Origin of the sequence: Azospirillum brasilense, from assembly GCF_022023855.1 — a bacterium.
In the GTDB taxonomy this organism is placed as follows: Bacteria; Pseudomonadota; Alphaproteobacteria; order Azospirillales; family Azospirillaceae; genus Azospirillum; species Azospirillum brasilense_F.
On sequence record NZ_CP059449.1, the window covers coordinates 603,569 to 629,856 of the forward strand.

Here is a 26,288-nt window from a genome sequence, read left to right on the forward strand (position 1 = left end):
TTGGACGACTCTTCATGACGCCGCTCCGCCTCGTTTTCATGGGCACGCCGGATTTCGCCGTGCCCAGCCTGCGCGCCCTGGCCGATGCCGGGCACGAGGTGGTCTGCGTCTACAGCCAGCCGCCCCGCCCCGCTGGGCGCGGGCAGCAGGTCCAGAAATCCCCGGTCCACCGCTTCGCCGAGGAGCACGGCATCCCCGTGCGCACGCCCAAGTCGCTGCGCAACGCCGAGGCCCAGGCGGAGTTCGCCGAGTTGAAGGCCGACGCCGCGGTGGTCGCCGCCTACGGTCTGATCCTGCCGCAGCCGATCCTCGACGCGCCGCGGCTGGGCTGCCTGAACGTGCACGGCTCCCTGCTGCCGCGCTGGCGCGGCGCCGCCCCGATCCAGCGTTCGATCCTGGCCGGCGACGCCGAGACCGGCATCACCATCATGCAGATGGACATCGGGCTCGACACCGGAGCCATGCTGCTGAAGGACGCGGTGCCGATCACCGCCGGGACCACCGCCAGCAGCCTGCACGACGCGCTGGCCGAGATGGGCGCCCGCCTGATCGTGGAGGCGCTCGGCGGCCTCGCCGAAGGCCGCCTGACCGCAGAGCCGCAGCCGGAGGCCGGCGTGACCTACGCCGCCAAGCTGACGCGCGAGGATGGCCGGCTCGACTGGACGCGCGACGCCGCCTATGTGGAGCGGCAGGTCCGCGCCCTCACCCCCTGGCCCGGCTGCTGGTTCGACGCCCCGACGCCGACGGGCGGGGTGGAGCGGATCAAGGTGCTGAAGGCGGAGCCCGCGCCCGCCCCGACGCCTGATGCCCGCAAGGCGGCGCCCGGCACGCTGCTGGACGACCGCCTGACCATCGCCTGCTCCGACGGCGCCGTACGCCTCACCCTGGTGCAGCGGCCCGGCAAGGCCCCGGTGGATGGCGCCGCCCTCCTGCGCGGCTTCGCCCTTCCCGTCGGCACCCGTCTCGGCGACGCCGCATGCAGCGCTGGAAACTGACCCTCGAATATGACGGCCGGCCCTTCGTCGGCTGGCAGCGGCAGGACAACGGCCCCTCCGTCCAGCAGACGCTGGAGGAGGCGATCGAGCGCCTGTCGGGCGAGACCGTGCGCGTCCACACCTCCGGACGGACGGACGCCGGGGTGCACGCGCTGGGGCAGGTCTGCCATTTCGATCTGGAAAAGCCCTTCACCGGGCTGAAGCTGCGCGACGCGCTGAACTTCCACCTGAGGCCCGCCCCCGTGGCCGTCCTGCTGGCCGAGGCGGTGCCGGAGGAGTTCCACGCCCGCATGACCTGCCTGGGGCGCAGCTACGTCTTCCGCATCGTCAACCGCCGCGCCCCGCTGGCCCTGGAGACGGGCCGCGCCTGGCACGTCATGCGCCCTCTGGACGCCGAGGCGATGCACGCGGCCGCGCAGGTCCTGGTCGGCCGGCACGACTTCACCAGCTTCCGCGCCGCGCTCTGCCAGGCCAACTCCCCGGTCAAGACGCTGGAGCGGCTGGCCGTCGAGCGGGTCGGCGACGAGGTCCGGGTGCACGCCGCCGCCCGCTCCTTCCTGCACCATCAGGTGCGCAACATGGTGGGCACGCTGGAGCTGGTCGGGGCCGGCAAGTGGAGCGCCGACGACCTGCGCCGCGCGCTGGAGGCCCGCAACCGCTCCGCCGCCGGGCCGACCGCCCCGCCGGATGGGCTGTATTTCGTCGGCGCCCGCTACTGACACTCCCAAGGCGGCGTCTGGCGCTCGTTGCCAATTGCCGATAGACTCTCAGGCGAAGCACAACCGGCCGGGTTTCCGTCGCCGTGCACCGTCATCCGCCGCGCCTGCTCCCACCGTTCCTGCTGCTCATCGCCGCCCTGCTGCTGACCGGCTGCGGTGTGGACGGCGATCAGGCCGCGCTGTGCGGCAAGTTGATCCCCGCCTTCGACTCCGGACCCGTCACCATCCTGGACACGCAAGCGCTGGGCGGCGACGAGCCGGCCTTGCGCCTGACTTACCGCTCGGGCAACGGCGGCGCGGAGACCGGCACCCACTGGATCGCCTGCCGCTTCGGCGGACGCTTCTTCGACTCGCGCCGGCACGAGCTGGTGGCGGTGGCGACCGACCGCATGGGGCGGCTGCGGCCCATGCAACTCATCATGCTGCGCATCTGGGCCGGCCTGCCCGCCGCCCGCCTAGGCCTGCCGCCCGAGTCGAGCAGACCGGAGCCGGGGCCGCGGACGGACTGGGCGCCGCTGCTCTTCTTCCTGCAACAGCTCATCAACGCGGCCACGGTGGCCTGCGTCTACGGGCTGCTGGCGCTGGGCTACACGCTGGTTTACGGCATCCTGGGGCAGATCAACCTCGCCATGGGCGAACTGACCATGATCGGTGCCATGCTGACCGCCATGGGGGCGGCGGCTCTGGGCATGGCCGGGCTGGGCAGCCTGCCGCTGGCGGTGCTGGGAGTCTTCGCCACGGTGATGGCCTTCACCGCCGTCCAGGGCTGGACCATGGACCGGCTGGTGTTCCGCCGCCTGCGCCGCACCCACAACCACACGCCGCTGATCGCCGCCGTCGGCCTGTCCATCGCCTATCAGGAGGGGATGCGGCTTCTGCACGGCGCCCGCGACTGGTGGCCCGCCCAGTTCCTGGCCGACCGGCACGAGCTGCTCAGCGACGGCGCCTTCACCGTTACCGCCCTGACCTCGCAGGCGGTGATCCTTCTGATGACCGGCGGGCTCTACGCCCTGCTCTGGGCGATCATGCAGCGCACCGCCTACGGCCGCGCCCACCGCGCCTGCGCCGACGATGTCGGGGCGGCGGAGCTGGTCGGGGTGGACGTGGACCGCACCGTCGCCACCACCTTCGCGGTGGGCGGCGCGCTCGCCGCGGCGGCGGGGGCGGTGATCGCGCTCTATTACGGTGGGGTGAACTTCTACACGGGCTATCTGGTGGGCTTCAAGGCGCTGGCCGCCGCGGTGGTCGGCGGCATCGGGTCGGTCCCCGGCGCCATGCTGGGCGGCGCCCTGCTGGGGCTGGTCGAGACCTTCTGGTCGGCCTATTTCGCCATCGCCTACAAGGACATCGTGGCCTTCGGCCTGCTCACCCTCTTCCTGATCTACCGCCCGGACGGGCTGATGGGCCGCCGCCGCGGGCGGGGGGATTGAGAGCCCCCCGGTGGCGGGGACCGGTCAGGGAAGGTCCGCCCCCATGGCCGCGGCGATGGTGTCCAGGTCGCGGTCGGTGACCGTGAACAGCCCGAAGCGGAACGGATAGCCCCAGTTCCGCACACCGGCGGAGAAGTCCAGCCGGTCGAGCAGGGGCTGGATCGGCGCCTCCCGCCCGTCCAGCCACCGCACGTCGCGGCGGAAGGGAATGAAGCCCCCGCCCATGTCGAACGGGTAAGGGGCACCATCCCGCACGATCCCTACGGCGGTGAAGGACTGCAGGCGGTCCTTTCCCTGGAAACGCTCGGTCGGCGAGTAATAGGCGACGCGGTCCCCCGGGCGGATGCGGCGCAGCGGCGCCGCCTTGCCGTGGCAGACCTGCATGAAGCCCTCCGCCCGCCCCCGCCGGACATGCTCGGCGGAGGCGACGGCGATCCAGCTGCGGCCGGCGGTGGTCCGATCCATGGCGGACCTCACGCTTCCATCGGGGCGAAGACGCGCAGGCGGTGCCCGTCCGGGTCCAGCGCGACGAAGGTGTGGCCGAAATCCATGGCGGTCGGCGGCTGGGCGATGGTCAGGCCGCGCCGCACCCAGTCGTCGTGAAGGGCCTGCACCGCCTCGGCACCGGCCACCCGGAAGCCGATCTCGCCACTGCCGCCGAGCGGTCCCGTGGAGGCCGCCGGCTGCACCGTGTGGCGCGACCACAGCCCCAGCATGACGCCGGAGTCCAGAGCGAACATGGCGAAGGTGGGCGACGCCTCGACCGGCGGCTTGCCGGTCAGATCGGCGTAGAAGGCGGCGCTGGCGGTCGGGCTGTCCACATAGAGGAGGATGATGTTGGCGCTGAACATGGGCTGGTTTCCTCGCTGGTCCCCGGCACGGGCGATCCCGTCCGGCGAAGACCAAGCTAGGCCAACACACTGACAGTTTCTGTCAGCAGTCGTGCGCGGGGGCGCTCACCGCGCCGGGATGCCCTCAGCCTCGCGCCACTCCTTGAGCAACGCCTGCCGCCGCCGCGGGTAGCGGGCTTCCAGCGCCGTCACGGTGACGATGCGGTCGGCGCGGAAATGGCGGATCGCCCCGCGCAGTTCGCACCACGCGACCATGACGCGCAGCCGGTCGAAGAAGCCGAGCGCGAAGGGCCAGACGACGCGCTCGCTGGCGGCCCCGTCGCGGTCGCGGTAGGCGATGGACAGCTTGCGCTCGCCGCGGATGGCCCGCCGGACGACGGCGAGGTCGACGCCGTCCCCGACGATCGGCTCCCCCGGCCCGACGAGCAGCGCGGAGGCGTCCATCCGGTCGCGCAGATCCGGCGGCAACACCGCCGCGATCTTGGCAAGCGCGTTCTGCGCCGCCGCCCCCAGCGCGCCATCCGCCCGGTCGGCGACCCAGCGGATGCCGAGGGCGAGCGCCTCGATCTCCTCCTCCGCGAACATCAGCGGCGGCAGCAGGAAACCGGGCTGGAGGAGATAGCCGACGCCCGGCTCGCCGTCGATGCGGGCGCCTTGGGCCTGGAGGGTGGCGACGTCGCGGTAGATCGTGCGCAGGCTGACGCCGAGTTCGTCGGCGAGGACATGCCCGCTGACCGGCCGGCGATGGCGCCGCAGGCACTGGATCAGGTCAATGAGGCGTTCGGCGCGCGACAGCGGAGGATGCCCCGAAAAGGACGAAGCGGGGACGGCTGGAAGGCCATCCCCGCTCCGGGCGTCACAGCGGACCGTGAGAGCTTACAGGCTGCGCACGTCGGTCAGGTGCCCGGTCACCGCCGCCGCGGCGGCCATGGCCGGGCTGAGCAAGTGGGTGCGCCCGCCGCGGCCCTGACGGCCCTCGAAGTTGCGGTTGGAGGTCGAGGCGCTGCGCTCGCCCGGCGACAGGCGGTCGGCGTTCATGGCGAGGCACATGGAACAGCCCGGCTCCCGCCACTCGAAACCGGCCTCGGTGAAGATCTTGTCCAGACCCTCTTCCTCCGCCTGCTCCTTGACGAGGCCCGAGCCGGGGACGACCAGGGCGCGCACGCCCTCGGCGACCTTGCGGCCCTGGGCGATCACCGCGGCGGCGCGCAGATCCTCGATGCGGCCGTTGGTGCAGGAGCCGATGAAGACGGTGTCCACCTTCACGTCGGTCAGCTTCTGGCCGGGCTCCAGGCCCATGTAGGCCAGCGAGCGCTCGACGGCGGCGCGCTTGCCGGCGTCGGCCACGTCGGCCGGGTTCGGCACGGTCGCGGTGATCGGCAGCACGTCCTCCGGGCTGGTGCCCCAGGTGACCTGCGGAACGATGTCGGCGGCGTTCAGAACGACAGTGGTGTCGTAGACCGCGCCCTCGTCCGACGGCAGCGTCTTCCAGTATTCCACCGCCTGCTCCCAGGCGCCGGCCTTCGGAGCCAGGGCGCGGCCCATCACATACGCGAAGGTCTTCTCGTCCGGGGCGATCAGGCCGGCGCGGGCGCCGCCCTCGATGGCCATGTTGCAGACGGTCATGCGGCCTTCCATCGACAGGCCGCGGATGGCGTCGCCGGCGAACTCGATGACGTGGCCGGTGCCGCCGGCGGTGCCGATCCGGCCGATGATCGCCAGCACGATGTCCTTGGCGGTCACGCCCTCCGGCAGCTCGCCGTCGACGCGGACCAGCATGTTCTTGGCCGGCTTCTGCAGCAGGGTCTGGGTGGCCAGCACATGCTCCACCTCCGACGTGCCGATGCCGAAGGCAAGCGCGCCGAAGGCGCCGTGGGTGGCGGTGTGGCTGTCGCCGCAGACGATGGTGGCGCCGGGCAGCGTGAAGCCCTGCTCCGGACCGACGATGTGCACGATGCCCTGGCGGACGTCGTCCATCGGGAAGTAGCGGACGCCGAAGTCGCGCGCGTTCTTGTCCAGCGTCTCGACCTGGATGCGGCTTTCCTCCTCGACGATGCCCTTGGAGCGGTCGGTGGTCGGCACGTTGTGGTCGGGAACGGCGAGGGTCGCTTCCGGACGGCGCACCGGACGGCCGGCAAGCCGCAGCCCCTCGAACGCCTGCGGGCTGGTCACTTCATGGACCAGATGGCGGTCGATGTAGAGGATGCAGGTGCCGTCGTCCTGACGGTGAACGACGTGGCTGTCCCAAATCTTGTCGAACAGGGTGCGCGGCTTGGACATAGCAACTCTCTCTCGCGGCAATTCTCTCTCGCAAACCACAGACCGGACGAACGAAGCGTGCGGTAAGAGGGCCGCACAATAGCCGTCTCTTTCAACCAGGACAAGGCCGAGCCTGTGGAAAGCACCCGGCATCCCGCAGCGAAAAATCGCCGCTCCCCCGCGCTGCCCATCGGCTGGCGGGGAAGGCGCTCCTTATGGTAGCGTCCGCCCACCGATCTCCATTGCCCCATTCGATGAAGGGTCATCCCGTGACGGACCCCACTGTCCGCTGTGAACGCTGCGAACGGCCTTATCCCGCCGAGCTTCCCGGCTGCCCGAACTGCCGGCGCATCCGCCAGACCAACATCGCCATCGCCACCACCATGATCCTTCTGGTGCTGTTCGCCATCGGCGGCTGGTTCGGCATCCAGGTCCTCACCGGCTTCTCCACCGGCGGCACGCCGTAACGGCCCCCCTCGCGGGGCTGCCGCACCGGGAACGCAGACCTCCCGCCCCCACCCGCGCCGTAGGATGCGGCAAAATTCAGGGTTGGGAGGACTCATGGCGGATCAGGCCATGCCACGCGCCGCGGCCGGCCAGGGACCCGTGGGCGGTCCGGGCACCGTGGTCTACGCGCAGCTTGCGGGAATCGTGTTGTTCTGGGGAGCCAACTGGCCCCTGATGAAGCTGGCCCTGTCCGACATCGGGCCGCTGACCTTCTGCTTTCTCCGTTTCGCCGGGGCGGCGGCGGTGCTGGCCCTGCTGTCGCGGGTGCTGCGCTTTCCCCTCCTGCCGCCGCCGGGAGAGCGTTGGCCGCTGGCCCTGGTCGGGCTGCTGCAGATCGCCGGCATGCTGGACCTCAGCTCCATTGCGCTGCGGGTGGTGCCGCCGGGACGGGCCGCGGTGCTGGCCTACACCATGCAGATGTGGGCGTTGCCGCTGGGCGTCCTGCTGGCCGGGGAGCGCTTCACGCGTGGGCGGGTGATCGGCGCGTTGCTGACCTTCGCCGGCGTCCTCGTCTTCTTCAACCCGGCGCTGATGGACTGGAGCGACCCGGCGGTGCTGCTCGGCAACGGGCTGCTGCTCGCCTGCGCGCTGAGCTGGGCGCTCGGCGCCACCCTCTACCGCCGTCGGCGCGGCGGCTGGCGCACGCCCTTCTGGACCCAGACCTTCTGGCAGATTGCCGTCAGCGCCGTGGCGACTGCGCCGCTGGCCCTGGCGGCGGAGCACGCCCGGCCGATCCATTGGACGCCCGCGCTGGGCACCGTCCTGGCGTTCAACTGGGTGATCGCCACGGGGCTGTGCTTCTGGTGGTGGGCGAAGTCGCTGACCGCCATGCCGGCCGCCCAGGCCGGGCAGATCATCTGCCTCGTCCCCGTCACCGCCCTGCTGCTGAGCGCGGTCTTCATGGGCGAGCCGCTCACGGCCGGCGTGCTGATCGCCGTGGCGCTGATCGGCGCGGGGATCCTGACGACGATGCGGGCGCGGTAGGAGGAGCGGCTGCACTGGGCCCCCACCCAACCCTCCCCCGCTGACGCAGGGGAGGGCTTAAATCTCCTCCCCCTGCAAAGCGGGGGGAGGTCGGGAGGGGGGCATCGACGCAACCACGTCCCCGCCATCACTACCCCAACGCCAAACACCCGCCCGGATCGCTCCGGGCGGGTGCTGGTTCAGGCGTACCGAACGAAAGGGCGCCGGATTACTCCGCGGCGGCCTTCGTGTTGTTCATGCCGCGGCCGGTCGTGCGCTCGGCGATACGGGCCGACTTGCCGCGACGGTCGCGCAGATAGTACAGCTTGGCGCGGCGGACGGCGCCCTTGCGGACCAGCTCGATCGACTCCAGACGCGGGGAGTAGAGCGGGAACACGCGCTCCACACCCTCGCCGTAGCTGATCTTGCGGACGGTGAAGGACGAATTCACGCCGGCGTTCCGGCGGGCGATCACGACGCCCTCGTAAGCCTGGACACGCTCGCGCGTGCCCTCGACCACCTTCACGTTCACGCGGACGGTGTCGCCCGGCGAGAACACGGGAATGGTCTTGCCGCCGAGGGCCTTCTCGATCTGCTCCTGCTCGAGCTGCTGCAACAGGTTCATGACACTACCCCTTTCCATCGGTGCGCCTCGCGGCGGACCGTCACTCTGGTTTCGGGCCGCGCCGGCGACCCCGTTTCCCAATCTGACCCTCGGCCTTCCTGCCCGCCTCGTAGCGGTCCCACAGGTCCGGTCGCCGGGCCTGGGTGATCCGCTCCGCCTCGGCGAGCCGCCAGGCGCGAACCTTCTCGTGGTGGCCGGACAACAGGATGTCCGGAACCGACCGTTCCACACCCTGCCCGTCGGTCCAGACCGCGGGCCGGGTGTAGTGGGGGTATTCGAGCAACCCCCGTTCGAAACTTTCCTCGCCCGCCGTCTCCGCATTGCCCATGACACCGGGGAGCAAGCGCACCACGGCGTCGATCAGGCACAGGGCGGCGGTCTCGCCGCCGGACAGCACGAAATCCCCGAGGCTGACCTCCTCAAGGCCGTGCGCGTCCAGCACCCGCTCATCCACCCCTTCGTACCGGCCGCAGAGCAGGGTGACCACCGGGGTGGCCGCCAGCTCCTTGACCAGCTCCTGGTCGAGCACCCGTCCGCGAGGCGACAGGTAGATCGCCCGTCCGCGTCCAGGAGTGCCCGGAGGACCCGCCGTCGCGGTCAGAGCCGCGTCCAGCACGTCGGGCCGCATGACCATGCCGGCCCCTCCGCCGAAGGGGGTGTCGTCGACGGAGCGGTGTTTATCGCGCGCGAACGAGCGAATGTCCACTGATTCCAACGCCCAGACTCCATTTTCCAGCGCCTTTCCCGCAAGGCTGAGCCCCAGCGGACCCGGAAACATCTCCGGGAACAGCGTCAGAACCTTGGCCGTCCAGACAAGAGAACCGGAAGCGCCGTGATTCACGGGCGGGTTCCCTTGTTTTCAACGTCGTCTTCAGCGTCATCCGCGCCGTCCGGCGCGTCCTCTCCGTCCTTTTCCGCCTCGCCTTCGCGCGCTTCGATGACGGCGGGAAGATCGACCACGACGCGGCCTCCCTTCACATCGACCACCGGAACGCAGGCGCGGGTGAAGGGCAGCATCTCCAGCGGCCCCGATTCCGTGCGGATCTCCAGCACGTCACCGGCTCCGAAGTCGTACAGCGCCTTCACCGTGCCCCAGACGGTGCCGTCGGCGAGCTCCGCACGCAGGCCGATCAGGTCGGCGTGGTAGAACTCGTCCTCGTCCTCCGTCTCGGGCAGGGCGGAACGGTCCACATAGAGCCGGACACCGGTCAGCTCCTGCGCCTGTTCGCGCGTGGCGATGCCATCGACGCGGACCAGGAACAGGTCCTTCATGGTGCCCTGAAGCGTCAGCGCGAAGCGCCGGGCGCCCCGCTCGTCCGAGAGGGGGCCGTAGGACGCCACGGCTTGTGCGTCCTCGGTGAAGCTTTTCACCTTCACGAGGCCGCGGACGCCGTGAGCCCCGGCGAATTGGCCGACGCAGACTTTTGTGGACATGGCTTGAGCGTGTGCTTTGCGGGCTCGTGGCCCCCATCCCGGCCTTCCCCCGCTGGGCGGGGGAAGGAGCTTTTATCCCATCCCCCGCTCAGCGGGGGAGGGTCAGGGTGGGGGCGAGGAGCGTTCCCTTTATCAGCCCTCGGCAGCGGCCTTGGCGGCGGCCTCGGCCTTCAGACGCTCCTGCGCCTTGGCCTTCGGGGCGGACTTCTTCGGAGTCTCGCGGATTTCCGGCTTGGCGATCAGGCCGGCGTTCGCCAGGAACAGGGCGACGCGGTCCGTCGGCTGGCCGCCGACCGACAGCCAATGCTTGGCGCGCTCGGCGTCCAGGACGATGCGCTGCTCGTGCTCGCGCGGCAGCATCGGGTTGTAGGTGCCGATCTTCTCGATGAAGCGGCCGTCGCGCGGGCTGCGGGCGTCGGCGACGACGATCGAGTAGAACGGACGCTTCTTGGCGCCGCCACGGGCCAGACGGATCTTCAGGGACATGGGACAGTCGCTTCCTTGGTGTAGTCGCTTGATAGGCGGTTGAAGGTGATCGCGCTCATCGCGCGTTGCGGTCGCCAGGGATCAGTTCGGTCCCCGGAAATTCTTCGGCAGGAGGCTCTGCAGCCCGTGGCGCATCAGCCCCTTCTGCCCCAGCTTCTGCACCTGCTTCATCATGCCACGCATGGTGTCGTACTGCTTGAGCAGCTTGTTCACCTCCTGCACGCTGGTGCCGGAGCCGGCGGCGATGCGCTTGCGGCGCGACGCCTTGATGAGCTCGGGGTGCTTGCGCTCCTTCTTCGTCATCGAGGAGATGATCGCCTCCTGGCGCTTGATCACCCCGTCGTCGATGTTCGCGTCCTTGAGCTGGTTCTTGATCTTGCCGATGCCCGGCAGCATGCCCATCAGGCCGGACATGCCGCCCATCTTGCGCAGCTGCTTGAGCTGGGAGGCCATGTCGTCGAGGTCGAAGCCCTGGCCCTTCTCCATCTTGCGGGCGAGCTTCTCGGCCTCTTCCTTGTCGATGCTCTCGGCAGCCTTCTCGACCAGCGACACGACGTCGCCCATGCCGAGGATGCGGCCGGCGATGCGGTCGGGGTGGAAGGCCTCCAGGGCGTCGATCTTCTCGCCCATGCCCAGCAGCTTGATCGGCTTGCCGGTGATCTGGCGCATCGACAGGGCGGCACCGCCGCGGGCGTCGCCGTCCACGCGGGTCAGCATGATGCCGGTGATGCCGACCTTGTCGTTGAAGTTGGTGGCGACCGTCACCGCGTCCTGGCCGGTCATGGCGTCGGCGACCAGCAGCGTCTCCGCCGGCTTGGTCGCGTCGCGCACGGCCGCGACCTCGGCCATCAACTCCTCGTCGATGGACAGACGGCCGGCGGTGTCGAGCATGACCACGTCGTAGCCTTCGCGCCGGCCGGTCTCGATGGCGCGGCGGGCAATGGCGACGGGGTCCTGGCCGGGCACGATCGGCAGCGTGGCGACGCCGGTCTGCTCGCCGAGGACCTTCAGCTGCTCCTGGGCCGCCGGACGGCGCACGTCCAGCGAGGCCATCAGGACCTTCTTGCGGTCCCGGTTCTTCAGGCGCAGCGCGATCTTGGCGGTGCTGGTGGTCTTGCCCGAGCCCTGCAGGCCGACCATCAGGATCGGCACGGGAGCGGCGGCGTTGAGGTTGATCTCCTCGCCCTGCCCCAGCATCTCCACGAGGTTGTCGTGGACGATCTTGATGACCTGCTGGCCGGGGGTGATCGAGCGCAGGACCTCCTGGCCGATCGCGCGTTCCTTGACCTGGTTGACGAACTGCTTGACCACCGGCAGGGCGACGTCGGCCTCCAGCAACGCCACGCGCACCTCGCGCAGCGCGGCGTTGACGTCCTCCTCGCTCAGCGCGCCGCGGCGGCGCAGCTTGTCGAAGATGTCGCCCAGGCGTCCGGTCAGGCCATCGAACATGGGTCAGCGGTCCTCAGTTTCGGTCTCCATCCGCTCGAACACGATCGGCTCAAGCACAAACGAGCCAGTGCGCGAAACTCGCGGACTGGCGGAGGTCCCCGGCACGCAGGCCGATGGTACCCGGTCGATGGCTCGACGGATGCAGGTCGGCGGACCATACGCATCGCGGGGGGCGGAGTCAACAACCCAACAACCACGCCCCGCTGGACCTTCTTGCGCAACGCCCCGCGAAGGGCCACTATTTCCTTACACAACCAGGGGCTTTGCGGCCCGGGAACAGCGCCCTCGATGGAACGCATTCGAGGCGTACTTGAATAAAGCGTTAGCGATTGTTAACTTTTTCTTCGCGGCTCCCCTTTACAGTGTGCCGCGACTCCAACCCGGGATTTCCCTGATGCCCCCCGCGCAAGGCTTCGGAACGAACACGCCGCGCACGAAGCTGACGCAGAGTCAGCTGAACACGATCCTGCTCCGGCATCAGGCTTTCCGGAAAAGCCAGCCGGGCGGTGTGCGCGCGAACCTGAAGATGCGCGACCTGTCGCATCTGGACCTGTCCGGCATCGACCTGTCCGACGCCGACCTGTCCGGGGCAAAGCTGTTCAGCGCCCGGCTGACCCGGGCCAATTTGACCAACGCGAACCTCTACGCCGCCGACCTGCGGCTGGCGAACCTGGAGAAGGCCGACCTGCGCCGCGCCGACCTGCGCGGCGCCTGCCTGCGTGGCGCCGTGCTGTCGGAAGCCATGCTGGTTGAGGTGGACCTGCGCGACGGTACGCTGCTGCATTACAGCCCGTCGGGCGAGATGATGCCGCACAACTTCGAGGACTCCGTCCTGACCTCGGAACTGACGGCGGCGGTCATCCGCGGCGCCGACCTGTCGCGGGCCAAGGTGGCGAACGCTTTCGTCATGCAGACCGACCTGACCGACGCGATCCTGCGCGGCACCAAGTTCATGCGCGCGAACCTGACGAACTCCAACCTGACGGGCTGCGACCTGACCGACGCCGACCTGTCGGAGGCCAACCTGTCCGGCGCCCGGCTGTCCGGTGCGGTAATGACCAACTGCGCCATCGGGCGCGCCAACTTCACCAACGCCAACCTGATCGGCGCCATCCTGGACGCGGCCCAGCTCCGCTCGCCCAACCTGTCCGCCGCGGTGATGGCGAAGGTTCTGGAGAATCCGGACGATGACCTGCGCGACATCCTGACCCTGCACGTTTCCTGGATCGACAGCGGCGGCAAGGACGGCAAGCGCGCCGACCTCTCCTCGCTCGATCTGTCGGGGCGCAACCTCGACGGCATCAACCTGTCGGCCGGCATCTTGCAATGCATTACGCTGCGGGGCGCGTCGATGATGGGCACCTCGCTCGCCATCGCCGACCTGTCGCTGTCGGACCTGCGCAAGGTGAACTTCACCAAGGCCGACCTGCGCGGCGTCAACTTCGAGCGGGCGACCCTGACCGGCGCCAACCTGACCGAGGCGCAGCTCGGCCCCGTGCACATCCAGGGGTCGAGCAGCCACGTCTGGCGGGCCAACCTGCAGCGCGCCCGCATGGGTATGGCCGTTCTGAAGGACGCCGACCTGCGCAAGGTCAACCTGTCCGGGGCCAACCTCGCCGGGGCGGACTTGCGCGGCGCCAACCTGAGCGAGGCCGACCTGACCGGCACCGACCTGACCGGCGCGGACCTCGACGGGACGGTTCTGGACGGCACCAGCCTGACCGACGCCATCGGGATCGAGGAGATGACCGGGACCTGATCCGTTCGCGGACTCAGGGCCGCCGCCTTCAGGGACGCCGCGTCCAGGGACCAGAGCGGTAGGCGGTGCGGACGTGGTTGATCAGCAGGTTGCGCGCGTCGATCAGCTGGGCCATGCGGTCCCGGCAGGCGACCACGCCGGTGTCCGGGTGATAGACCGGGGCCAGTTCGCGGAAGCGCTTCACCACCCGGTCCTCGTCGAAGCACCATTCATTGACGAAGCCGAACATCTGCGCGGCGTCGCGCACCTGGGTCAGCTTGCCGTCCAGCGGGCGGAAGGACACCCGCTCCAGCGCGTGGGCCAGCGCCTTGTTGCGGTAAGTCAGCGTTTCCACCGCGCCTTCCAGCCGCCCCGCCTCCTCGGCGGGCATCAGGCGGCAGCCGGGTTCGGCCAGCGCCAGCGCCGCCGCCAGCGCCCGGCGGATCGCCGCGTCGCTGTGGCCGGGCGGCAGCCGCAGGTCCAGCACCGCCCGCTCCGCACCATCGTCCGGTGCCCCCGGGTCTGGCGTCCGGTCGGGCGCCAGCAACAGCGCGGCGGCGGCGAGCGCCGACAGGTCGGTTCCGCGCTTGGCGGCCAGACGGACCGCCGCCGCTGCGAAAGCGGGGGCACAGGAAACCCGGTAGGGGATGGCGGGCGGAACGCCGACGCTCCTGGCCGACGGGAAGAACCCGGCGTCCGCTTCGGTCAGCGCGGCGAAGGGATAGCCATCCGGAGCGGTCATGAGGGGCACCAACGCGTCGTGCGTGTGGCGCGACTCTAACGCAATCCCTGGATTCCGCGCAACGGCCCACCCCGTCGCAGGAGGTGTAACGCGCAACGCGTCATCCCCTGCCTGTCCGCGCTAGCACAGCCGCGCCCATCCGGCCGGTCAGCGGTGCATCATCGCCGGCTTGGCCGGCAGCTTCTGCAGCATGTCCTCGATGTAGGCCTCGTCGCTCTTGCCCGACATGGCGGCGAAGCCCTTCAGCATCTGACTGCCGAAGCTGAAGACGCCGGTCAGGTCGATCTTCCACGCCCCGCCCTCGCGCACGAAGTCGGCGGGAACCAGGGCCGGGCGGTTGTCGACCATCAGCAGGGCGGAGGCGCGGTCGCCGCGCACCCGCACCGGGCCGAGCCCGCTGCTGCCGATGACGTTGGGGCCGAGCCAGCCGTTCTTCATGCCGTGATCGGCCAGTTCGCCGAGCGACATGCGGCGCAGGTCCGCCGGGCTGACATAGCGGCGCAAGCCCATGGCGGCGAACTTCTCCGCCGGCTCCAGCTTGGCGAGTCCGGAGTCGTTGCCGCTGCGGGCGACGCCGCGCACCTGCTCCAGCTTGTCGACCGACGCGCGGGACAGCAGCGGGACGACCGCCGCGCCGCGCTTCTGCGCCAGGGCGGAACGGGCGCTATCGAAGACCGCCGCGACCTCCCGCTCCTCGGGGGAGGCGGGCGGCGGAGCGGCGAAGGCCGGTATGGAGAAACCGAGAAACAACAGCAGCAGAGCCAGGGCGCGCATGAACGGGTCCGTGTGGTGGCGCGACGTCAGACTTTCTCCTCGACTCCGAAGAAGGCGAGCTGCCAGCGCATCTCGTCGTCGGACATCGGGTAAAGGACGCCTTCCTTTGCCATAAGCGCGGTTTTTGGCGGAATCTGGGCGATGCGCAATTGCACCTGCCGGGCGAAGCGCATCGACAGGCCGCAGCGCCACACCAGGGAGGTGACGGCGCGCGGGGCGTGGGTGCCGATGATGCGGTCGATGATCGGCATGGGAAGCTGCGCCAGCTCGCCCAGCCCGGCCAGGACGAAGGCCCGGTCGCCCTCCGCCAGCGCGCCTTCCAGCAGCTTCTCCGTCAGCTTGCCTTCCTTGTTCAGCCTCGCCGCCTTGTCGGACGGGCGTTCGGCCGCCTTGTCCTTGTCGCCCGGCAGATGGCCAAGCTCCTCCTCCCCGAAATCGACGAGGCCGCGGGCGACACCGGGTCCACCGCCACCGTTGCCTCCGGCCCCGCGGTTGACGCGCGCCCGCACGCCCTCGGCCAGGGCGCGGGCGGCGGCGGGGTCGAGGTCGGTGCGCTCCCGCAGGACCTTCAGGAGGTTGTCGGCGACGAAGCTCGCCAGACGCGCAACGGCACGGGCGGGCAGGCGCGGCCGGCGGACCAGCGGGGCGTGCCAGGGCTCGTGCTGCGGCGCCTGGTCGAGGATGCGGTCCAGCGTCTCCTCGCGGATCTGGGCCGAAGGGTTGGCGAGCAGAGCGGTCATCGCCGCCTCGTCGTCGGACCGCGCGATGGAGTCGGCGACGGAGGCCGAGATCTGCTTGCGTCCGGCGATCGCCGACAGGGCGCCGGCCACCGGACCGCGCATGATGATGTCGGCCAGATCCTCGTCGGTCAGGATCGGCGAGAATTGCAGGACCGGGGCGCAGACCGACAGCTCCACGTCGCGAGCCAGCGTGTTGATGACGCCGTGGGGCGCGCCGGGCAGCTCCTTCAGCGCTTCCGACAGGATGCCGCGCACCTCCGTCGCCTGGTCGCGGGCCAGCGCCTCCAGGCACTCCAGCGTCAGCCGCTCGATCTGCGACGCCTGGTCGGCGGACAGGTCGGGCAGCAGCCGGGCGACCTTCTGCGCCAGGGCGCCGCGCACCGCGACCTCCCGGTCGGTGGCCAGCATCAGGTCCGCCTGCCGCGGCGTGCCGGCGTTGGTGGCGATGGCCTCACGCACCTCCGCCGCCGCGTCGGCGGCCAGGAAATAGAGCAGCTCCGGCCGGGTCTCGGGCGACGCGGCGACGCGGCGGCGCACCGCCGGGTCGGCGCTGCGCGCCATCTGCTTGGCCGCCTCGTAATCGGCGGGGTCGAGAAGCTGGGGATCGGCGTGGTCGCCGCGGATGGTCATAGGGACGCCTCTGCCACGACAGAGCTTTCCCCCTTGGGAGCCGGAGCGACGGCGTAATGGCCTTTCCCGCGCTTCTTGGCGTCGTACATCGCCGAGTCGGCGCGGTCGGTCAGCTCCTGCACGGTCTCGCGCCCCACCCGGTGCACGGCGACGCCGATGGACAGGCCCAGCGGCTTGTCCGGACCGGCGGAGAGATGGCGCAGCGCGACCATCCCGGCCAGCAGCCGTTCGGCCACCGCCACCGCCTGCTCCTCGTCGGTGCGACCCAGCCACAGGACGAACTCGTCGCCGCCCAGCCGTCCCGGCAGGTCGCCGGGCCGGACGCCGTTGGTCAGCAGCCCGCCGATGGCCTTCAGCACGGCGTCGCCTTGCTGATGCCCATGCAGGTCGTTCACGGCCTTGAAATTGTCGAGGTCCACGTAGAGCAGCGCGGACGGCCCTGTGTCCGAACGGCCGAGCACCTCGTCCAGCCGCTCGAAGAAGGTGCGGCGGTTGAACAGGCCGGTCAGCCCGTCGCGCTCCGACAGACGGCGCAGCCGCTCCTGATAGGCCAGATGCGCGTGGGCGATGCCGATGTGGTCGGCCACGCCGGACAGCAGCATCCGGTCCTCGTCGTCCCACGGATCGGAATCGTCACCGCGCCAGATCACCACGGCGCCGTTCACCGCCTGACGGTGTTCCGTCCGGGCGGCCAACAGCCGGTTCGCCCCCAGGGTCAGCTCATGCGGGTCCTCGCTGCCGGCGATCTCCTCCAGAACGGGGCGCGACAGGTCGGAGAGCAGTTCCTCCGGGATCTCCGCGGCGAAATCGGCGGCGGGACGCAGGGCGCCCGTTTCCGTCGCGCGGTAGATGCGGCAGCCGTCGGCGCCCAGCGCACGCGCGGTTTCCACCGCGGCGACGTGCAGCGCCTTCTGGGCGTCGAGCTGGTCGCGCAACGTGTGGACGATGTGGGCGAGCATCTTTTCGCGGTTGCGCACCCGTGCCAGCTCGGCGGAACGCAGCACCTGCTCCGTCGTTTCGCGGCAGACGCCGCGCGCACCCATCCATTCTCCCTGCGGGCCGAACAGCGGCACCGCCGACACCACGAAGCAGGCGGGCAGATCGTCAACCCGCTTCAGCCACAGCTCCGCCTGATCGACGGGACGGCGGCTGTCGAACGGCAACGGCAGGTCGCCCCACTCGGTCACCGCCAGATCCTTGGGGTTGCGACCAATCAACGCATCCGAGCTGTAGCCCAGCGCGCCCTTGGGCGTGACGAAGACGAATCGCCCGTCGCTGCCTGTTTCCCAGGCAAAATCGCTCGAAACCTCGACAAGATCCTTGTAGCGGCGGCGCGACTCGATCAGCGTCTGGCGGAGCTGCCGCTCCAGCGTGGCGTCGCGCCCCAGCAGCAGGATTTCCCCGTCGGGCAGCGGCGTGGCCGCCCATTCGACGATCATCACGCCGCGCGGCAACTCCACCGGAAGGGAGCGCAGGCCCGGCGCGACGCTGCACGTCGCCAGCCACCCCTGGATGTCCGCGAGCCAGCGTCCGCCGGCGGACAGCAGCTCGTCCGCGGCGGCGTTCGCGGCGGCAACCGCATGAGCGGAATCCAACCGGATCGCCGGACCGGGGAATGCGGCCAGGAGCGTGGGGGTAAGGATGACGCCGGACGGGTTGGCCGGCGGAACTTCGGACATTGGGTCTGCGGACACGGTGCGAACCTGAGACTGCGCGGGGCGGAGTATACCGGAAAAATGCGTTTCTTCGCCGAATCTTTCTTCAGGCGGTCCGGGCACCTGCCATACGCAACCACTCATTGAAAGCGTTTCCACTCCGGAGCGGAAACGGGCCATGCGGCGAAGCGGCTTGCGGGCGGACCGGCGAAGCCCCATTGTTCAGGCCATGATGGCTTCCCTCCGCGACACCGGGGTCTGGATCTTCGACCTCGACAACACCCTCTATCCCGCCTCCTGCAACCTGTTCGCCCAGGTGGACCGGCGCATCGGCGATTTCATCGCCGGGCATTTCGGCATCACCTACGACGAGGCGCGCGTCATGCAGAAGCGCTTCTTCCGGGAGCACGGGACGACGCTGCGTGGCCTGATGGTGGAGCACGACGTCGATCCGGTGCCCTTCCTGGATTACGTCCACGACATCGACGTCAGCCCGGTGGCACCCTGCCCCAGCATGGCGGACGCGCTCAACCGGCTGCCGGGGCGCAAGATCATCTACACCAACGGCTCCGTCCGCCACGCCGAGAACGTGACTCGGCAGCTGGGCATCGACGGCTGCTTCGAGGCGACCTTCGGCATCGTCGAGGCCGGCTATGTGCCCAAGCCCGACCCGCGGCCCTACGACATCCTCGTGGACCATTACGACATCGACCCCGCCCGCGCCTGCATGGTGGAGGACATCGCCCGCAACCTCGTCCCCGCCCACGCCCTGGGCATGACGACGGTCTGGGTGCGCAGCGAGGCCGACTGGTCCCGCCCCGACGCGGGCGGAGTCGGCACCGGCAGCCACATCCACCACACCGTGGACGACCTGCCGGCCTGGCTGGAGGAGATCGCGGGCTGAGCGGCGACCGCAAGGCCCCTCACACACCCCGTAGGAACCCTTTGAGAACAAGGCAACGTTGACAAGGCGGCGCGGCGCGGCCCATGTTCCGAACCCTCGAACAGACAGCCCAGCGAATGCCGCCATGAGCCACGCCAGCCTCGAATCCGCCGTCAACGCCGCGTGGGAAACCCGCGACACCCTGAATGTTTCGACCAAGGGCGCCGTCCGCGACGCCGTGGAGGAGGCCCTGTCCGGCCTCGACTCCGGCGACCTGCGCGTCGCGCAGAAGACAGACGCCGGCTGGGTCGTGAACCAGTGGTTGAAGAAGGCGGTCCTGCTGTCCTTCCGCCTGAACGCCAACGAGACGATCCCCGGCGCGCCGGGTGGCGCCTCCTGGTACGACAAGGTGCCGCCGAAGTTCGAAGGGTGGTCCGAGGCCCAGTTCCAGGCCGCCGGCTTCCGCGCCGTTCCGGGCGCGGTCGTCCGCCGCTCCGCCTACGTCGCGCCGAACGTCATCCTGATGCCCAGCTTCGTCAACGTCGGCGCCTATGTCGACAGCGGCACCATGGTGGACACCTGGGTCACCGTCGGTTCCTGCGCGCAGATCGGCCGGAACGTCCACCTGTCCGGCGGCGTCGGCATCGGCGGCGTGCTCGAGCCGCTCCAGGCCAACCCGGTCATCATCGAGGACGACTGCTTCGTCGGCGCCCGCTCCGAGGTGGTCGAGGGCGTGATCGTGGAGCGCGGCGCCGTGCTGTCCATGGGCGTCTTCATCAGCGCCTCGACCAAGATCATCGACCGCAACACCGGCGAGGTCTTCGTCGGCCGCGTCCCGGCCTACTCCGTCGTGGTGCCGGGCACCCTGCCGGGCAAGCCGCTGCCCGACGGCACGCCGGGTCCGGGCCTCTATTGCGCCGTGATCGTGAAGCGCGTGGACGAGCAGACCCGCGCCAAGACCTCCATCAACGACCTGCTGCGCGACTGACGCCGGGGAAGACCATACGATGACCACCGCCGCCGTTCCCTCCTTCGACCCCTGCGATCCCGTCGCGGTGGCGCAGGCCCTGATCCGCTGCCCCAGCGTGACGCCCGAGGATGGCGGCGCTCTGGGCGTTCTGGAGGCGGCGCTGGCGCCGCTGGGCTTCGTCTGCCACCGCCTGCGGTTCGAGGAGGAGGGCACGGCGCCGGTGGACAACCTCTACGCCCGTCTGGGCACGGAGGGGCCGAACTTCTGCTTCGCCGGGCACACCGACGTGGTGCCCCCCGGCGAGCTGAAGGGCTGGTCCATCGACCCCTTCGCCGCGGAGATCCACAACGGCCGCCTCTACGGCCGGGGTGCGGTGGACATGAAGGGGGCCATCGCCGCCTTCGTCGCCGCCGCGGCCCGCCATGTGAAGGCGGCCAAAGAAACGGGCAATGCGCCCAAGGGCTCGATCAGCCTGCTGATCACCGGGGACGAGGAGGGGGTCGCCATCAACGGCACCCGCAAGGTGCTGGACTGGATGCAGGCCAAGGGTGAAAAGCTCGACGCCTGCGTGGTCGGGGAGCCGACCAACCCCAAAGCGCTGGGCGACATGATCAAGATCGGGCGGCGCGGCAGCATGACCGCCTTCCTGACCGTCCACGGCGCGCAGGGGCACGTCGCCTACCCGCATCTGGCCGACAACCCGCTGCCCCGGCTGGCCCGCATGCTGGCAGCCATCACGGCGGAGCCGCTGGACGCCGGCACCCCGCATTTCCAGCCGTCGAACCTGGAGCTGACGACTATCGACGTCGGCAACCCGGCGCACAACGTCATCCCGGCGCAGGGCAAGGCGACGCTGAACATCCGCTTCAACGACCTGCACACCGCCGACACGCTGCTGGCGTGGCTGCGCGAGCGGCTCGACCGGGTGGGCGGCTCCTACGAGCTGGACCATTTCGTGTCGGGCGACAGTTTCCTGACCCCGCCTGGCCCGCTCACCGAGCTGGTCGCCGCAGCAGCGGAGCGTGTCACCGGGCGCCGTCCCGAATACTCGACGACCGGCGGCACGTCGGACGCCCGCTTCATCAAGAATTTCTGCCCGGTGGTGGAGTTCGGCCTCGTCGGGCAGACGATGCACAAGGTGGACGAGCACACCGCGCTGGACGACCTGACCCGCCTGACCGACATTTACGGCGAGGTTTTGCGAAACGTCTTCGACCGGATCGGTTGACGCAAGGCTTCCTCCGCCCGTTCCCACCACCCTCCGGTGACCGCAACATGCCGCTGACCGCCCGGGACGTCGCCTCCTCCGTCTTCGGCGCCTATCGCCTGGCCCGGTTCGACCCCACCGGATTGCAGCATCTGGACCGCACCCCCGAAGGGGCGTGGAAGTCCTTCTACGCCGCGGTGATCGTCGCCCCGGCCTGGACGCTGCTGCTGGCGATCCGGCTGTGGGGCCAGGTGCCGGACACGCCGCTGTTCCAGCTCGTGGTGGTGGAGGCCATCGCCTATGTCATCAGCTGGACGGCCTTCCCCGTGGTCATGCACGGGGTGAGCGGGCTGCTCGACCGGCAGAACCGCTACATTGATTTCCTGTGCGCCTACAACTGGTCGTCGGTCGTGCAGATGGGCATCTATCTGCCGGTGGTGATCCTGGCCGCCACGGGGCTTCTGCCCGGCCCGATCTCCGAAGGGCTGGTGTTCGGCATCATGCTGGCGATGCTGACCTACCAGTGGTTCGTTATGCGCACGGCGCTGGACATCTCCGGCGTCGCGGCGGCGGTCCTGGTCCTGCTCGACCTGTTCCTGTCGGCGCTGATCACCGACTTCGCCGACGGGCTGCTGTAGCAGCGTTTGCCCCCACCCCGGCCCTCCCCCGCTGGGCGGGGGAGGGAGAAACATGCGAGGCGGCAGTTCCCTCCCCCGCCCAGCGGGGGAGGGTTAGGGTGGGGGCAAGTGCGACTCACACCCCGCGGGTGCTGACGCCCGCGTCGGCGAAGGTCGCCATGCCGGCGTGGCAGGCGCAGGCCGACTTCACGATGTTGATCGCCAGCGCCGCGCCCGAGCCCTCGCCCAGACGCATCCCCAGATCGAGCAGCGGCTCCTTGCCGATGGCCGCCAGCAGATGATCGTGGCCCGGCTCGACCGAGCGGTGGGCGACCATGCAATGGTCGAGCGCCCGGCGGTCGGCCTTGAACAGCACCGCCGCCGCCGCCGTGCAGGCGTAGCCGTCGAGCAGCACCGGCACCCGCGCCATGCGGGCGGCCAGGATGGCGCCGGCGATGGCCGCCAGCTCATAGCCGCCGAAGCAGCGCAGCGCCTCGAACGGGTCGTCCTTGGCCTGCGGGTTGGCGGCCAGACCGGCCTCGACGGCGGCGATCTTGCGGGCCAGCCCCTCGTCGTCCACGCCGGTGCCGCGGCCCGTCCAGTCCTTGGCCTCGCCCCCGAACAACGCGTGGCAGAGCGCCGCCGCCGCGGTGGAGTTGCCGATGCCCATCTCGCCGAGCGCCAGAAGCTGGACGCCCGTCTCCACGGCCATCATGCCGTAGGCCATCGCCTGGCAGCAGTCCTCCTCGCCCATCGCTGGGCCTTCGGTGAAGTCGGCGGTGGGGGTCTCCAGATCCAGCTCGTAGACGCGCAGGTCGGCGTCGGCCACCTCGCAGAGCTGGTTCACGGCGGCGCCGCCGCTCTGGAAGTTCTGGACCATCTGGGCGGTCACCGCCGCCGGGTAGGCCGAGACGCCGCGGGCGGCGACGCCGTGGTTGCCGGCGAAGACGGCGACGCGCGGACGCCGCACCTCCGCCGGGTGCTGGCCCTGCCACGTCGCCATCCACTGGGCGATCTCCTCCAACCGGCCGAGCGCGCCCGCCGGCTTGGTGAGCTGCCGTTCGCGCTGGAGGGCCGCCGTACCGGCGTCGAGGTCCGGCCCCGGCAGGTTGCGCACCAGCGCGCGGATTTCCTCGAAGGTGATGGCGGGCTGCGTGTTGCTCATGGCGAAGGGTCCTGACGCTGACGGCAGAGGGTGTGATCGGGAAACGATGAAAAAAGCGGCGCGACCTTGGACCATTCCCGACCCGCTGTCAAAGCGCCTCTCGTCCGGTCTGTCATCCGTTGCTGGGCTGTTATCCGTTGCGGCGGGCCTGGGGTTGCCGTACTCCGAAGCGCCATGTCCGCAGATTCCCCCGCCCCCTCCCTCTCCCGCTGGACCTCCGATCTGGTGCTGGCCGTCGTCTTCCTGACGCGGTTGCCCCTGCGCCTGTCCGGCCCGCTGGCCGAGGACGCCCACGCCCGTGCCATGGGCTGGTTCCCCCTGGTCGGTGCCGGGGTCGGTCTGTTCGGCGGCTCCGTCTACGGGCTGGCCGCAACGGCCCATCTGCCGCCGCTGCCGGCGGCGCTGCTGGCGCTGGGCGCCATGGTCTGGCTGACCGGCGCCCTGCACGAGGATGGGGCGGCCGACGTCGCCGACGGCTTCGGCGGCGGGCGCGACAAGGCCCGCAAGCTGGAGATCATGCGGGACAGCCGGGTCGGCAGCTACGGCGTGCTGGCCATCACCTTCTCGGTCGCCGTCCGCGCCTCGGCGCTGGCGGCGCTGGCCGAACCGCGCATCGTCATCCCCGCCCTGCTCGCCTCGGGCGCCCTGTCGCGCGGCGGCATGGCGGTGATCGCCCGATCCATGGACCCAGCCCGCGCCGACGGTCTCGCCGCCCGGCAGGGACGGCCGTCGCCCGGCACGGTGGCTCTGTCGCTCATGCTGGCGCTGGCCGTGGCCGTGGCGGCGCTGCAGGGGCTGGCTGCTGCCGCGGTCCTCCCGGCCACGCTGGCCGCCCTGGCGGTGGCGTGGCAGGCACAGCGGCAGATCGGCGGCCACACCGGCGACGTGTTCGGCGCCGCCCAGCAGGTGGCGGAGGCCGCCGTTCTGCTCACCCTGGCCGCGACTGTTGCATGAAAAACACTCGCTGGTGGCTCATCCGCCACGCTCCCGTCCCGAATCCGGGAAACGTGATCTACGGACGGAGCGATCCCGCCGCCGACACCGGCGATTCCGACGCGCTGGCGGCGCTGGCGGCGCGGCTGCCCCCGCAGGCGGTTTGGGTAACCTCGCATCTGCGCCGCACCCGGCAGACGGCGGCGGCGCTGCGCCTGCCCGGCAGCGACATGGCGTTGGTCGAGCGGGCGCTTGCCGAACAGGATTTCGGCCGCTGGGAAGGGCTGTCCCACGACGACGTGGCGGAATTGCATCCCGGGGAGGCCCGCCGATTCTGGAACGCCCCGGCGGCGGAGGCCCCGCCGGACGGCGAAAGCTTCGCGGCGGTGATGGAGCGGGTGGCCGGCGCCGTCGCCCGGTTGACCGACCTCTACGCCGGGCGCGACATCGTGGCGGTGATCCACGGCGGGTCGATCCGCGCGGCGCTGGCGCTCGCCCTCGACCTGACGCCTCAGGCGGCTCTGCGGTTGGCGGTGGCGCCGCTGTCGCTGTCTCGGATCGACCATTACGGCAGCGACGGCGAGGGCGGTTCTTGGTCAGTGGTGGCTCTGAACGCGCTCGGAACCTTTTCGGACCGCGGGCGTTGACCGCACTCCGTTGGGCTACCAATAGAGGGTCAGACCATGGCAAGAAGTGCTGACGATCGCGAGGCCGCCGAAAAGCTCTGGGGCATGATCAAGGGCGTCCGCATCTGCATGATGACGACGCTGGACGAGAACGGCATTTTGCATTCCCGCCCGATGGCGACCCTGCCGCACGCGGGATTCGACGATGGAACCTTGTGGTTCTTTACGCGGGCCGACTCACCGAAGGTCCATGAACTGAAGACGCATTGGCGCGTCAACCTGTCCTACGCCGATCCCGACAAACAGGATTACGTGTCGGTGTCCGGGGTGGCGGAGACGGTGCGCGACCGCGAGAAAATCCGCTTCCTGTGGCGGGACATCCTGTCCACCTGGTTCCCGCAGGGGGTGGACGACCCCGATCTCGCCCTGCTGAAGGTCAGCGTCGATCAGGCCGAATACTGGGACAGCCCGTCGAGCACCATGGTCTACGCCTACGGCTATCTGAAAGCCAAGGTGACCGGCGAGCCGCCGAAGCCGGGGGATCACGCGAAGATCGCGTTCCAGTAAGCACATGAAAGGGGCCGTGCTTGCCCCCACCCTTCCCACGGCTTCGCCGCGGGCCCCTTCCCTCCCCCGCTTCGCAGGAGAGGGAGCTTAGTCCCCTCCCCTGCGATAGCGGGGGAGGGTCAGGGAGGGGGCAACTGCTCCCTTATTCGGACTTCCCGCCGCCATCCAGCGCCCCAACCCGCTTTTTCAGGTCGGTCACGTCCGCGTGCATCCGCTTCAGCCGGGCCAGCCCCTTGTACTGGTCGAAAGCGCGGTCGCGCGGCACCGCCGGGTAGCCCATGTAGACGGCCTTCGCGGGGATGTCCGTCCCCACGCCGGAATTCGCCGCCACCACCGCGTCGTTGCCGATCTTCACATGGTCGGCCACACCGACCTTGCCGGCCAGCACCACGCGGTCGCCGATGGTCGTGCTGCCGGCGATGCCGACATGGCCGCACAGCATGCAGTTGGTGCCGATCTGCACGTTGTGGCCGATCTGCACGAGGTTGTCGATTTTGGTGCCGGAGCCGATGCGGGTCGCCGTGATGGTGCCGCGGTCGATGGTGGCGCCGGCCCCCACCTCCACGTCGTCGCCCAGGATCACCGTGCCGATGGAGTTCACGCGGTGGATCAGCACGTTGGTGCCGACCACCCGGCCCGTCGCCTTGGCCGATTCGACGCTGCCCGGCTCCGGCGTCACGAAGCTGAAGCCGTCGTTGCCGACCGCGGCGTTGGGGTGGATGATGCAGCGCTCGCCCATCACCACCCGCTCGCCGATGCGGGCGCCGGGGTGGAGCAGGCAGCCCTTGCCGATCACCGCCTCCGCCCCGACCGTGGCGTGGGGCATGACGATCACGCCCTCGCCCAGCACCGCCTTCGGCCCGACATAGGCGAAGGGACCGACCGACACGCCCGCCCCCAGGATGGCCTCCGGCGCCACGAAGGCGGCGGGGTGCACCCCCGGCTCGGCATGGACCGGCTTTTCGAAGACTGTGGTCAGGCCGGCCATGGCGAAGCGCGGGCGCTTGACGACGATCCAGCCCTTGAGGTTGGCCGGCACCTCCGCCCCTTCCGCGACCACGGCGGCGACGGCCTTGCCGCCGGCGAGCAGGTCCGTCATGCCCTTTTCCATGGCGAGCGCCAGATCCTCCGGCCCCTCGGCCTCCGACGGGTGGACGGCGCGGGCGATGCGCAGGGTGCCGTCGCCCTCCAGCGCCGCGCCCAGGGCGGCGGCGATCTCGGCGAGGGTGACCGGGGCGGCGGGGGAAACGGGAGTCATGGCGGCGCTCTGGCTGTCGGTCCGAAGAGGCCGGGACGCTAGCACGGCTGACCGGTGCTGGCGAG

General features: G+C 70.2%; 28 protein-coding genes and 1 pseudogene. 13 read left to right on the plus strand and 16 right to left on the minus strand.

Annotated elements, in window-relative coordinates:
• Window positions 1–14: 14 nt before the first annotated feature.
• From fmt to H1Q64_RS02860, 3 genes are all read left to right on the plus strand, one after another.
• Window positions 15–995: a methionyl-tRNA formyltransferase gene (gene fmt, locus H1Q64_RS02850; RefSeq protein WP_237904295.1), complete on the plus strand. Its 981-nt coding sequence runs from the start codon at window positions 15–17 to the stop codon at window positions 993–995.
• Window positions 977–1,714, plus strand: coding sequence for a tRNA pseudouridine(38-40) synthase TruA (truA, locus tag H1Q64_RS02855; protein WP_237904296.1), 738 nt, complete (start codon window positions 977–979; stop codon window positions 1,712–1,714). Before fmt ends, truA begins: the two co-directional genes overlap by 19 nt.
• Before the next feature lie 83 nt (window positions 1,715–1,797).
• Window positions 1,798–3,144: a branched-chain amino acid ABC transporter permease gene (locus tag H1Q64_RS02860; RefSeq protein ID WP_237904297.1), complete on the plus strand. Its 1,347-nt coding sequence runs from the start codon at window positions 1,798–1,800 to the stop codon at window positions 3,142–3,144.
• A 24-nt stretch (window positions 3,145–3,168) separates the two neighbouring features.
• On the opposite strand, the gene H1Q64_RS02865 is transcribed toward H1Q64_RS02860, so the two are convergent.
• From H1Q64_RS02865 to leuC, 5 genes and pseudogenes are all read right to left on the minus strand, one after another.
• On the minus strand, window positions 3,169–3,609 hold the full coding sequence (locus H1Q64_RS02865; RefSeq protein ID WP_237904298.1) for an EVE domain-containing protein: 441 nt from the start codon (window positions 3,607–3,609) through the stop codon (window positions 3,169–3,171).
• Between the two features lie 8 nt (window positions 3,610–3,617).
• Complete coding sequence (locus tag H1Q64_RS02870) at window positions 3,618–3,995, minus strand: VOC family protein (RefSeq protein ID WP_237904299.1); 378 nt, start codon at window positions 3,993–3,995, stop codon at window positions 3,618–3,620.
• Window positions 3,996–4,100: 105 nt separating this feature from the next.
• Window positions 4,101–4,580, minus strand: a complete 480-nt coding sequence (locus tag H1Q64_RS02875; protein WP_237904300.1) for a helix-turn-helix transcriptional regulator — start codon at window positions 4,578–4,580, stop codon at window positions 4,101–4,103.
• A gap of 45 nt (window positions 4,581–4,625) precedes the next feature.
• A pseudogene (locus H1Q64_RS33765) lies at window positions 4,626–4,790 on the minus strand (helix-turn-helix transcriptional regulator); the annotation flags it as partial.
• Between the two features lie 81 nt (window positions 4,791–4,871).
• Window positions 4,872–6,275: a 3-isopropylmalate dehydratase large subunit gene (gene leuC, locus H1Q64_RS02885; protein WP_200527774.1), complete on the minus strand. Its 1,404-nt coding sequence runs from the start codon at window positions 6,273–6,275 to the stop codon at window positions 4,872–4,874.
• Window positions 6,276–6,523: 248 nt separating this feature from the next.
• Between leuC and H1Q64_RS02890 the strand changes: the two genes are divergently transcribed.
• Together H1Q64_RS02890 and H1Q64_RS02895 are read left to right on the plus strand one after the other, a co-directional pair.
• Window positions 6,524–6,721 carry a hypothetical protein gene (locus H1Q64_RS02890; protein WP_237904301.1) on the plus strand — a complete coding sequence of 66 codons (198 nt, stop codon included), beginning with the start codon at window positions 6,524–6,526 and terminating at the stop codon, window positions 6,719–6,721.
• A 109-nt stretch (window positions 6,722–6,830) separates the two neighbouring features.
• Window positions 6,831–7,745 carry a DMT family transporter gene (locus H1Q64_RS02895; RefSeq protein ID WP_237904302.1) on the plus strand — a complete coding sequence of 305 codons (915 nt, stop codon included), beginning with the start codon at window positions 6,831–6,833 and terminating at the stop codon, window positions 7,743–7,745.
• Between the two features lie 208 nt (window positions 7,746–7,953).
• Here the strand turns inward: H1Q64_RS02895 and rplS are convergent, their stop codons facing one another.
• The 5 genes from rplS to ffh all read right to left on the minus strand — a co-directional run bounded on the left by rplS (window position 7,954) and on the right by ffh (window position 11,718).
• Window positions 7,954–8,349 carry a 50S ribosomal protein L19 gene (rplS, locus tag H1Q64_RS02900; RefSeq protein ID WP_014239328.1) on the minus strand — a complete coding sequence of 132 codons (396 nt, stop codon included), beginning with the start codon at window positions 8,347–8,349 and terminating at the stop codon, window positions 7,954–7,956.
• A 40-nt stretch (window positions 8,350–8,389) separates the two neighbouring features.
• Window positions 8,390–9,190: a tRNA (guanosine(37)-N1)-methyltransferase TrmD gene (trmD, locus tag H1Q64_RS02905; protein WP_269145353.1), complete on the minus strand. Its 801-nt coding sequence runs from the start codon at window positions 9,188–9,190 to the stop codon at window positions 8,390–8,392.
• Window positions 9,187–9,783 (minus strand): ribosome maturation factor RimM, encoded by a 597-nt coding sequence (gene rimM, locus H1Q64_RS02910; RefSeq protein ID WP_237904303.1) that lies wholly within the window; start codon window positions 9,781–9,783, stop codon window positions 9,187–9,189. The genes trmD and rimM overlap by 4 nt, the downstream gene beginning before the upstream one ends.
• 132 nt (window positions 9,784–9,915) lie before the next feature.
• Window positions 9,916–10,269, minus strand: coding sequence for a 30S ribosomal protein S16 (gene rpsP / locus H1Q64_RS02915; RefSeq protein WP_014239325.1), 354 nt, complete (start codon window positions 10,267–10,269; stop codon window positions 9,916–9,918).
• 81 nt (window positions 10,270–10,350) lie between these two features.
• Window positions 10,351–11,718 carry a signal recognition particle protein gene (gene ffh / locus H1Q64_RS02920; RefSeq protein ID WP_145625371.1) on the minus strand — a complete coding sequence of 456 codons (1,368 nt, stop codon included), beginning with the start codon at window positions 11,716–11,718 and terminating at the stop codon, window positions 10,351–10,353.
• Between the two features lie 394 nt (window positions 11,719–12,112).
• Between ffh and H1Q64_RS02925 the strand changes: the two genes are divergently transcribed.
• Entirely contained in the window at window positions 12,113–13,477 is a 1,365-nt protein-coding gene (locus H1Q64_RS02925; protein WP_237904304.1) for a pentapeptide repeat-containing protein, read from the plus strand.
• 28 nt (window positions 13,478–13,505) lie between these two features.
• On the opposite strand, the gene H1Q64_RS02930 is transcribed toward H1Q64_RS02925, so the two are convergent.
• The 4 genes from H1Q64_RS02930 to H1Q64_RS02945 form a co-directional block, all read right to left on the minus strand.
• Window positions 13,506–14,198, minus strand: a complete 693-nt coding sequence (locus H1Q64_RS02930; protein WP_237904305.1) for a hypothetical protein — start codon at window positions 14,196–14,198, stop codon at window positions 13,506–13,508.
• A gap of 147 nt (window positions 14,199–14,345) precedes the next feature.
• Window positions 14,346–14,972, minus strand: coding sequence for a hypothetical protein (locus H1Q64_RS02935; protein ID WP_237904306.1), 627 nt, complete (start codon window positions 14,970–14,972; stop codon window positions 14,346–14,348).
• A 26-nt stretch (window positions 14,973–14,998) separates the two neighbouring features.
• On the minus strand, window positions 14,999–16,342 hold the full coding sequence (locus H1Q64_RS02940) for a DUF2336 domain-containing protein (RefSeq protein ID WP_237904307.1): 1,344 nt from the start codon (window positions 16,340–16,342) through the stop codon (window positions 14,999–15,001).
• Window positions 16,339–18,021, minus strand: a complete 1,683-nt coding sequence (locus H1Q64_RS02945) for a sensor domain-containing diguanylate cyclase (RefSeq protein WP_237904308.1) — start codon at window positions 18,019–18,021, stop codon at window positions 16,339–16,341. The genes H1Q64_RS02940 and H1Q64_RS02945 overlap by 4 nt, the downstream gene beginning before the upstream one ends.
• Before the next feature lie 208 nt (window positions 18,022–18,229).
• Between H1Q64_RS02945 and H1Q64_RS02950 the strand changes: the two genes are divergently transcribed.
• The 4 genes from H1Q64_RS02950 to H1Q64_RS02965 all read left to right on the plus strand — a co-directional run bounded on the left by H1Q64_RS02950 (window position 18,230) and on the right by H1Q64_RS02965 (window position 21,695).
• On the plus strand, window positions 18,230–18,901 hold the full coding sequence (locus H1Q64_RS02950) for a pyrimidine 5'-nucleotidase (protein ID WP_419468829.1): 672 nt from the start codon (window positions 18,230–18,232) through the stop codon (window positions 18,899–18,901).
• Window positions 18,902–19,025: 124 nt separating this feature from the next.
• Window positions 19,026–19,868, plus strand: a complete 843-nt coding sequence (dapD, locus tag H1Q64_RS02955) for a 2,3,4,5-tetrahydropyridine-2,6-dicarboxylate N-succinyltransferase (RefSeq protein WP_109070749.1) — start codon at window positions 19,026–19,028, stop codon at window positions 19,866–19,868.
• 19 nt (window positions 19,869–19,887) lie between these two features.
• A complete protein-coding gene (gene dapE, locus H1Q64_RS02960) occupies window positions 19,888–21,078 on the plus strand; it encodes a succinyl-diaminopimelate desuccinylase (protein ID WP_237904310.1) in 1,191 nt (396 codons plus the stop codon).
• A 47-nt stretch (window positions 21,079–21,125) separates the two neighbouring features.
• The gene (locus H1Q64_RS02965) at window positions 21,126–21,695 is read left to right on the plus strand and encodes a hypothetical protein (RefSeq protein WP_237904311.1); all 570 of its coding nucleotides are present in this window, start codon (window positions 21,126–21,128) and stop codon (window positions 21,693–21,695) included.
• 115 nt (window positions 21,696–21,810) lie between these two features.
• Here H1Q64_RS02965 and cobT read toward each other — a convergent pair whose 3' ends face one another.
• Window positions 21,811–22,839, minus strand: coding sequence for a nicotinate-nucleotide--dimethylbenzimidazole phosphoribosyltransferase (cobT, locus tag H1Q64_RS02970; RefSeq protein WP_237904312.1), 1,029 nt, complete (start codon window positions 22,837–22,839; stop codon window positions 21,811–21,813).
• Window positions 22,840–23,013: 174 nt separating this feature from the next.
• On the opposite strand from cobT, the gene cobS reads away from it, so the two are divergent.
• The 3 genes from cobS to H1Q64_RS02985 are packed head-to-tail and all read left to right on the plus strand — an operon-like array spanning window position 23,014 to window position 24,965.
• The gene (gene cobS / locus H1Q64_RS02975) at window positions 23,014–23,793 is read left to right on the plus strand and encodes an adenosylcobinamide-GDP ribazoletransferase (RefSeq protein WP_237904313.1); all 780 of its coding nucleotides are present in this window, start codon (window positions 23,014–23,016) and stop codon (window positions 23,791–23,793) included.
• Window positions 23,790–24,419, plus strand: coding sequence for a histidine phosphatase family protein (locus tag H1Q64_RS02980; RefSeq protein ID WP_237904314.1), 630 nt, complete (start codon window positions 23,790–23,792; stop codon window positions 24,417–24,419). The genes cobS and H1Q64_RS02980 overlap by 4 nt, the downstream gene beginning before the upstream one ends.
• A 36-nt stretch (window positions 24,420–24,455) precedes the next feature.
• Window positions 24,456–24,965, plus strand: a complete 510-nt coding sequence (locus tag H1Q64_RS02985; protein WP_237904315.1) for a pyridoxamine 5'-phosphate oxidase family protein — start codon at window positions 24,456–24,458, stop codon at window positions 24,963–24,965.
• Between the two features lie 142 nt (window positions 24,966–25,107).
• On the opposite strand, the gene H1Q64_RS02990 is transcribed toward H1Q64_RS02985, so the two are convergent.
• A complete protein-coding gene (locus tag H1Q64_RS02990; protein WP_237904316.1) occupies window positions 25,108–26,223 on the minus strand; it encodes a UDP-3-O-(3-hydroxymyristoyl)glucosamine N-acyltransferase in 1,116 nt (371 codons plus the stop codon).
• Window positions 26,224–26,288: the final 65 nt, after the last annotated feature.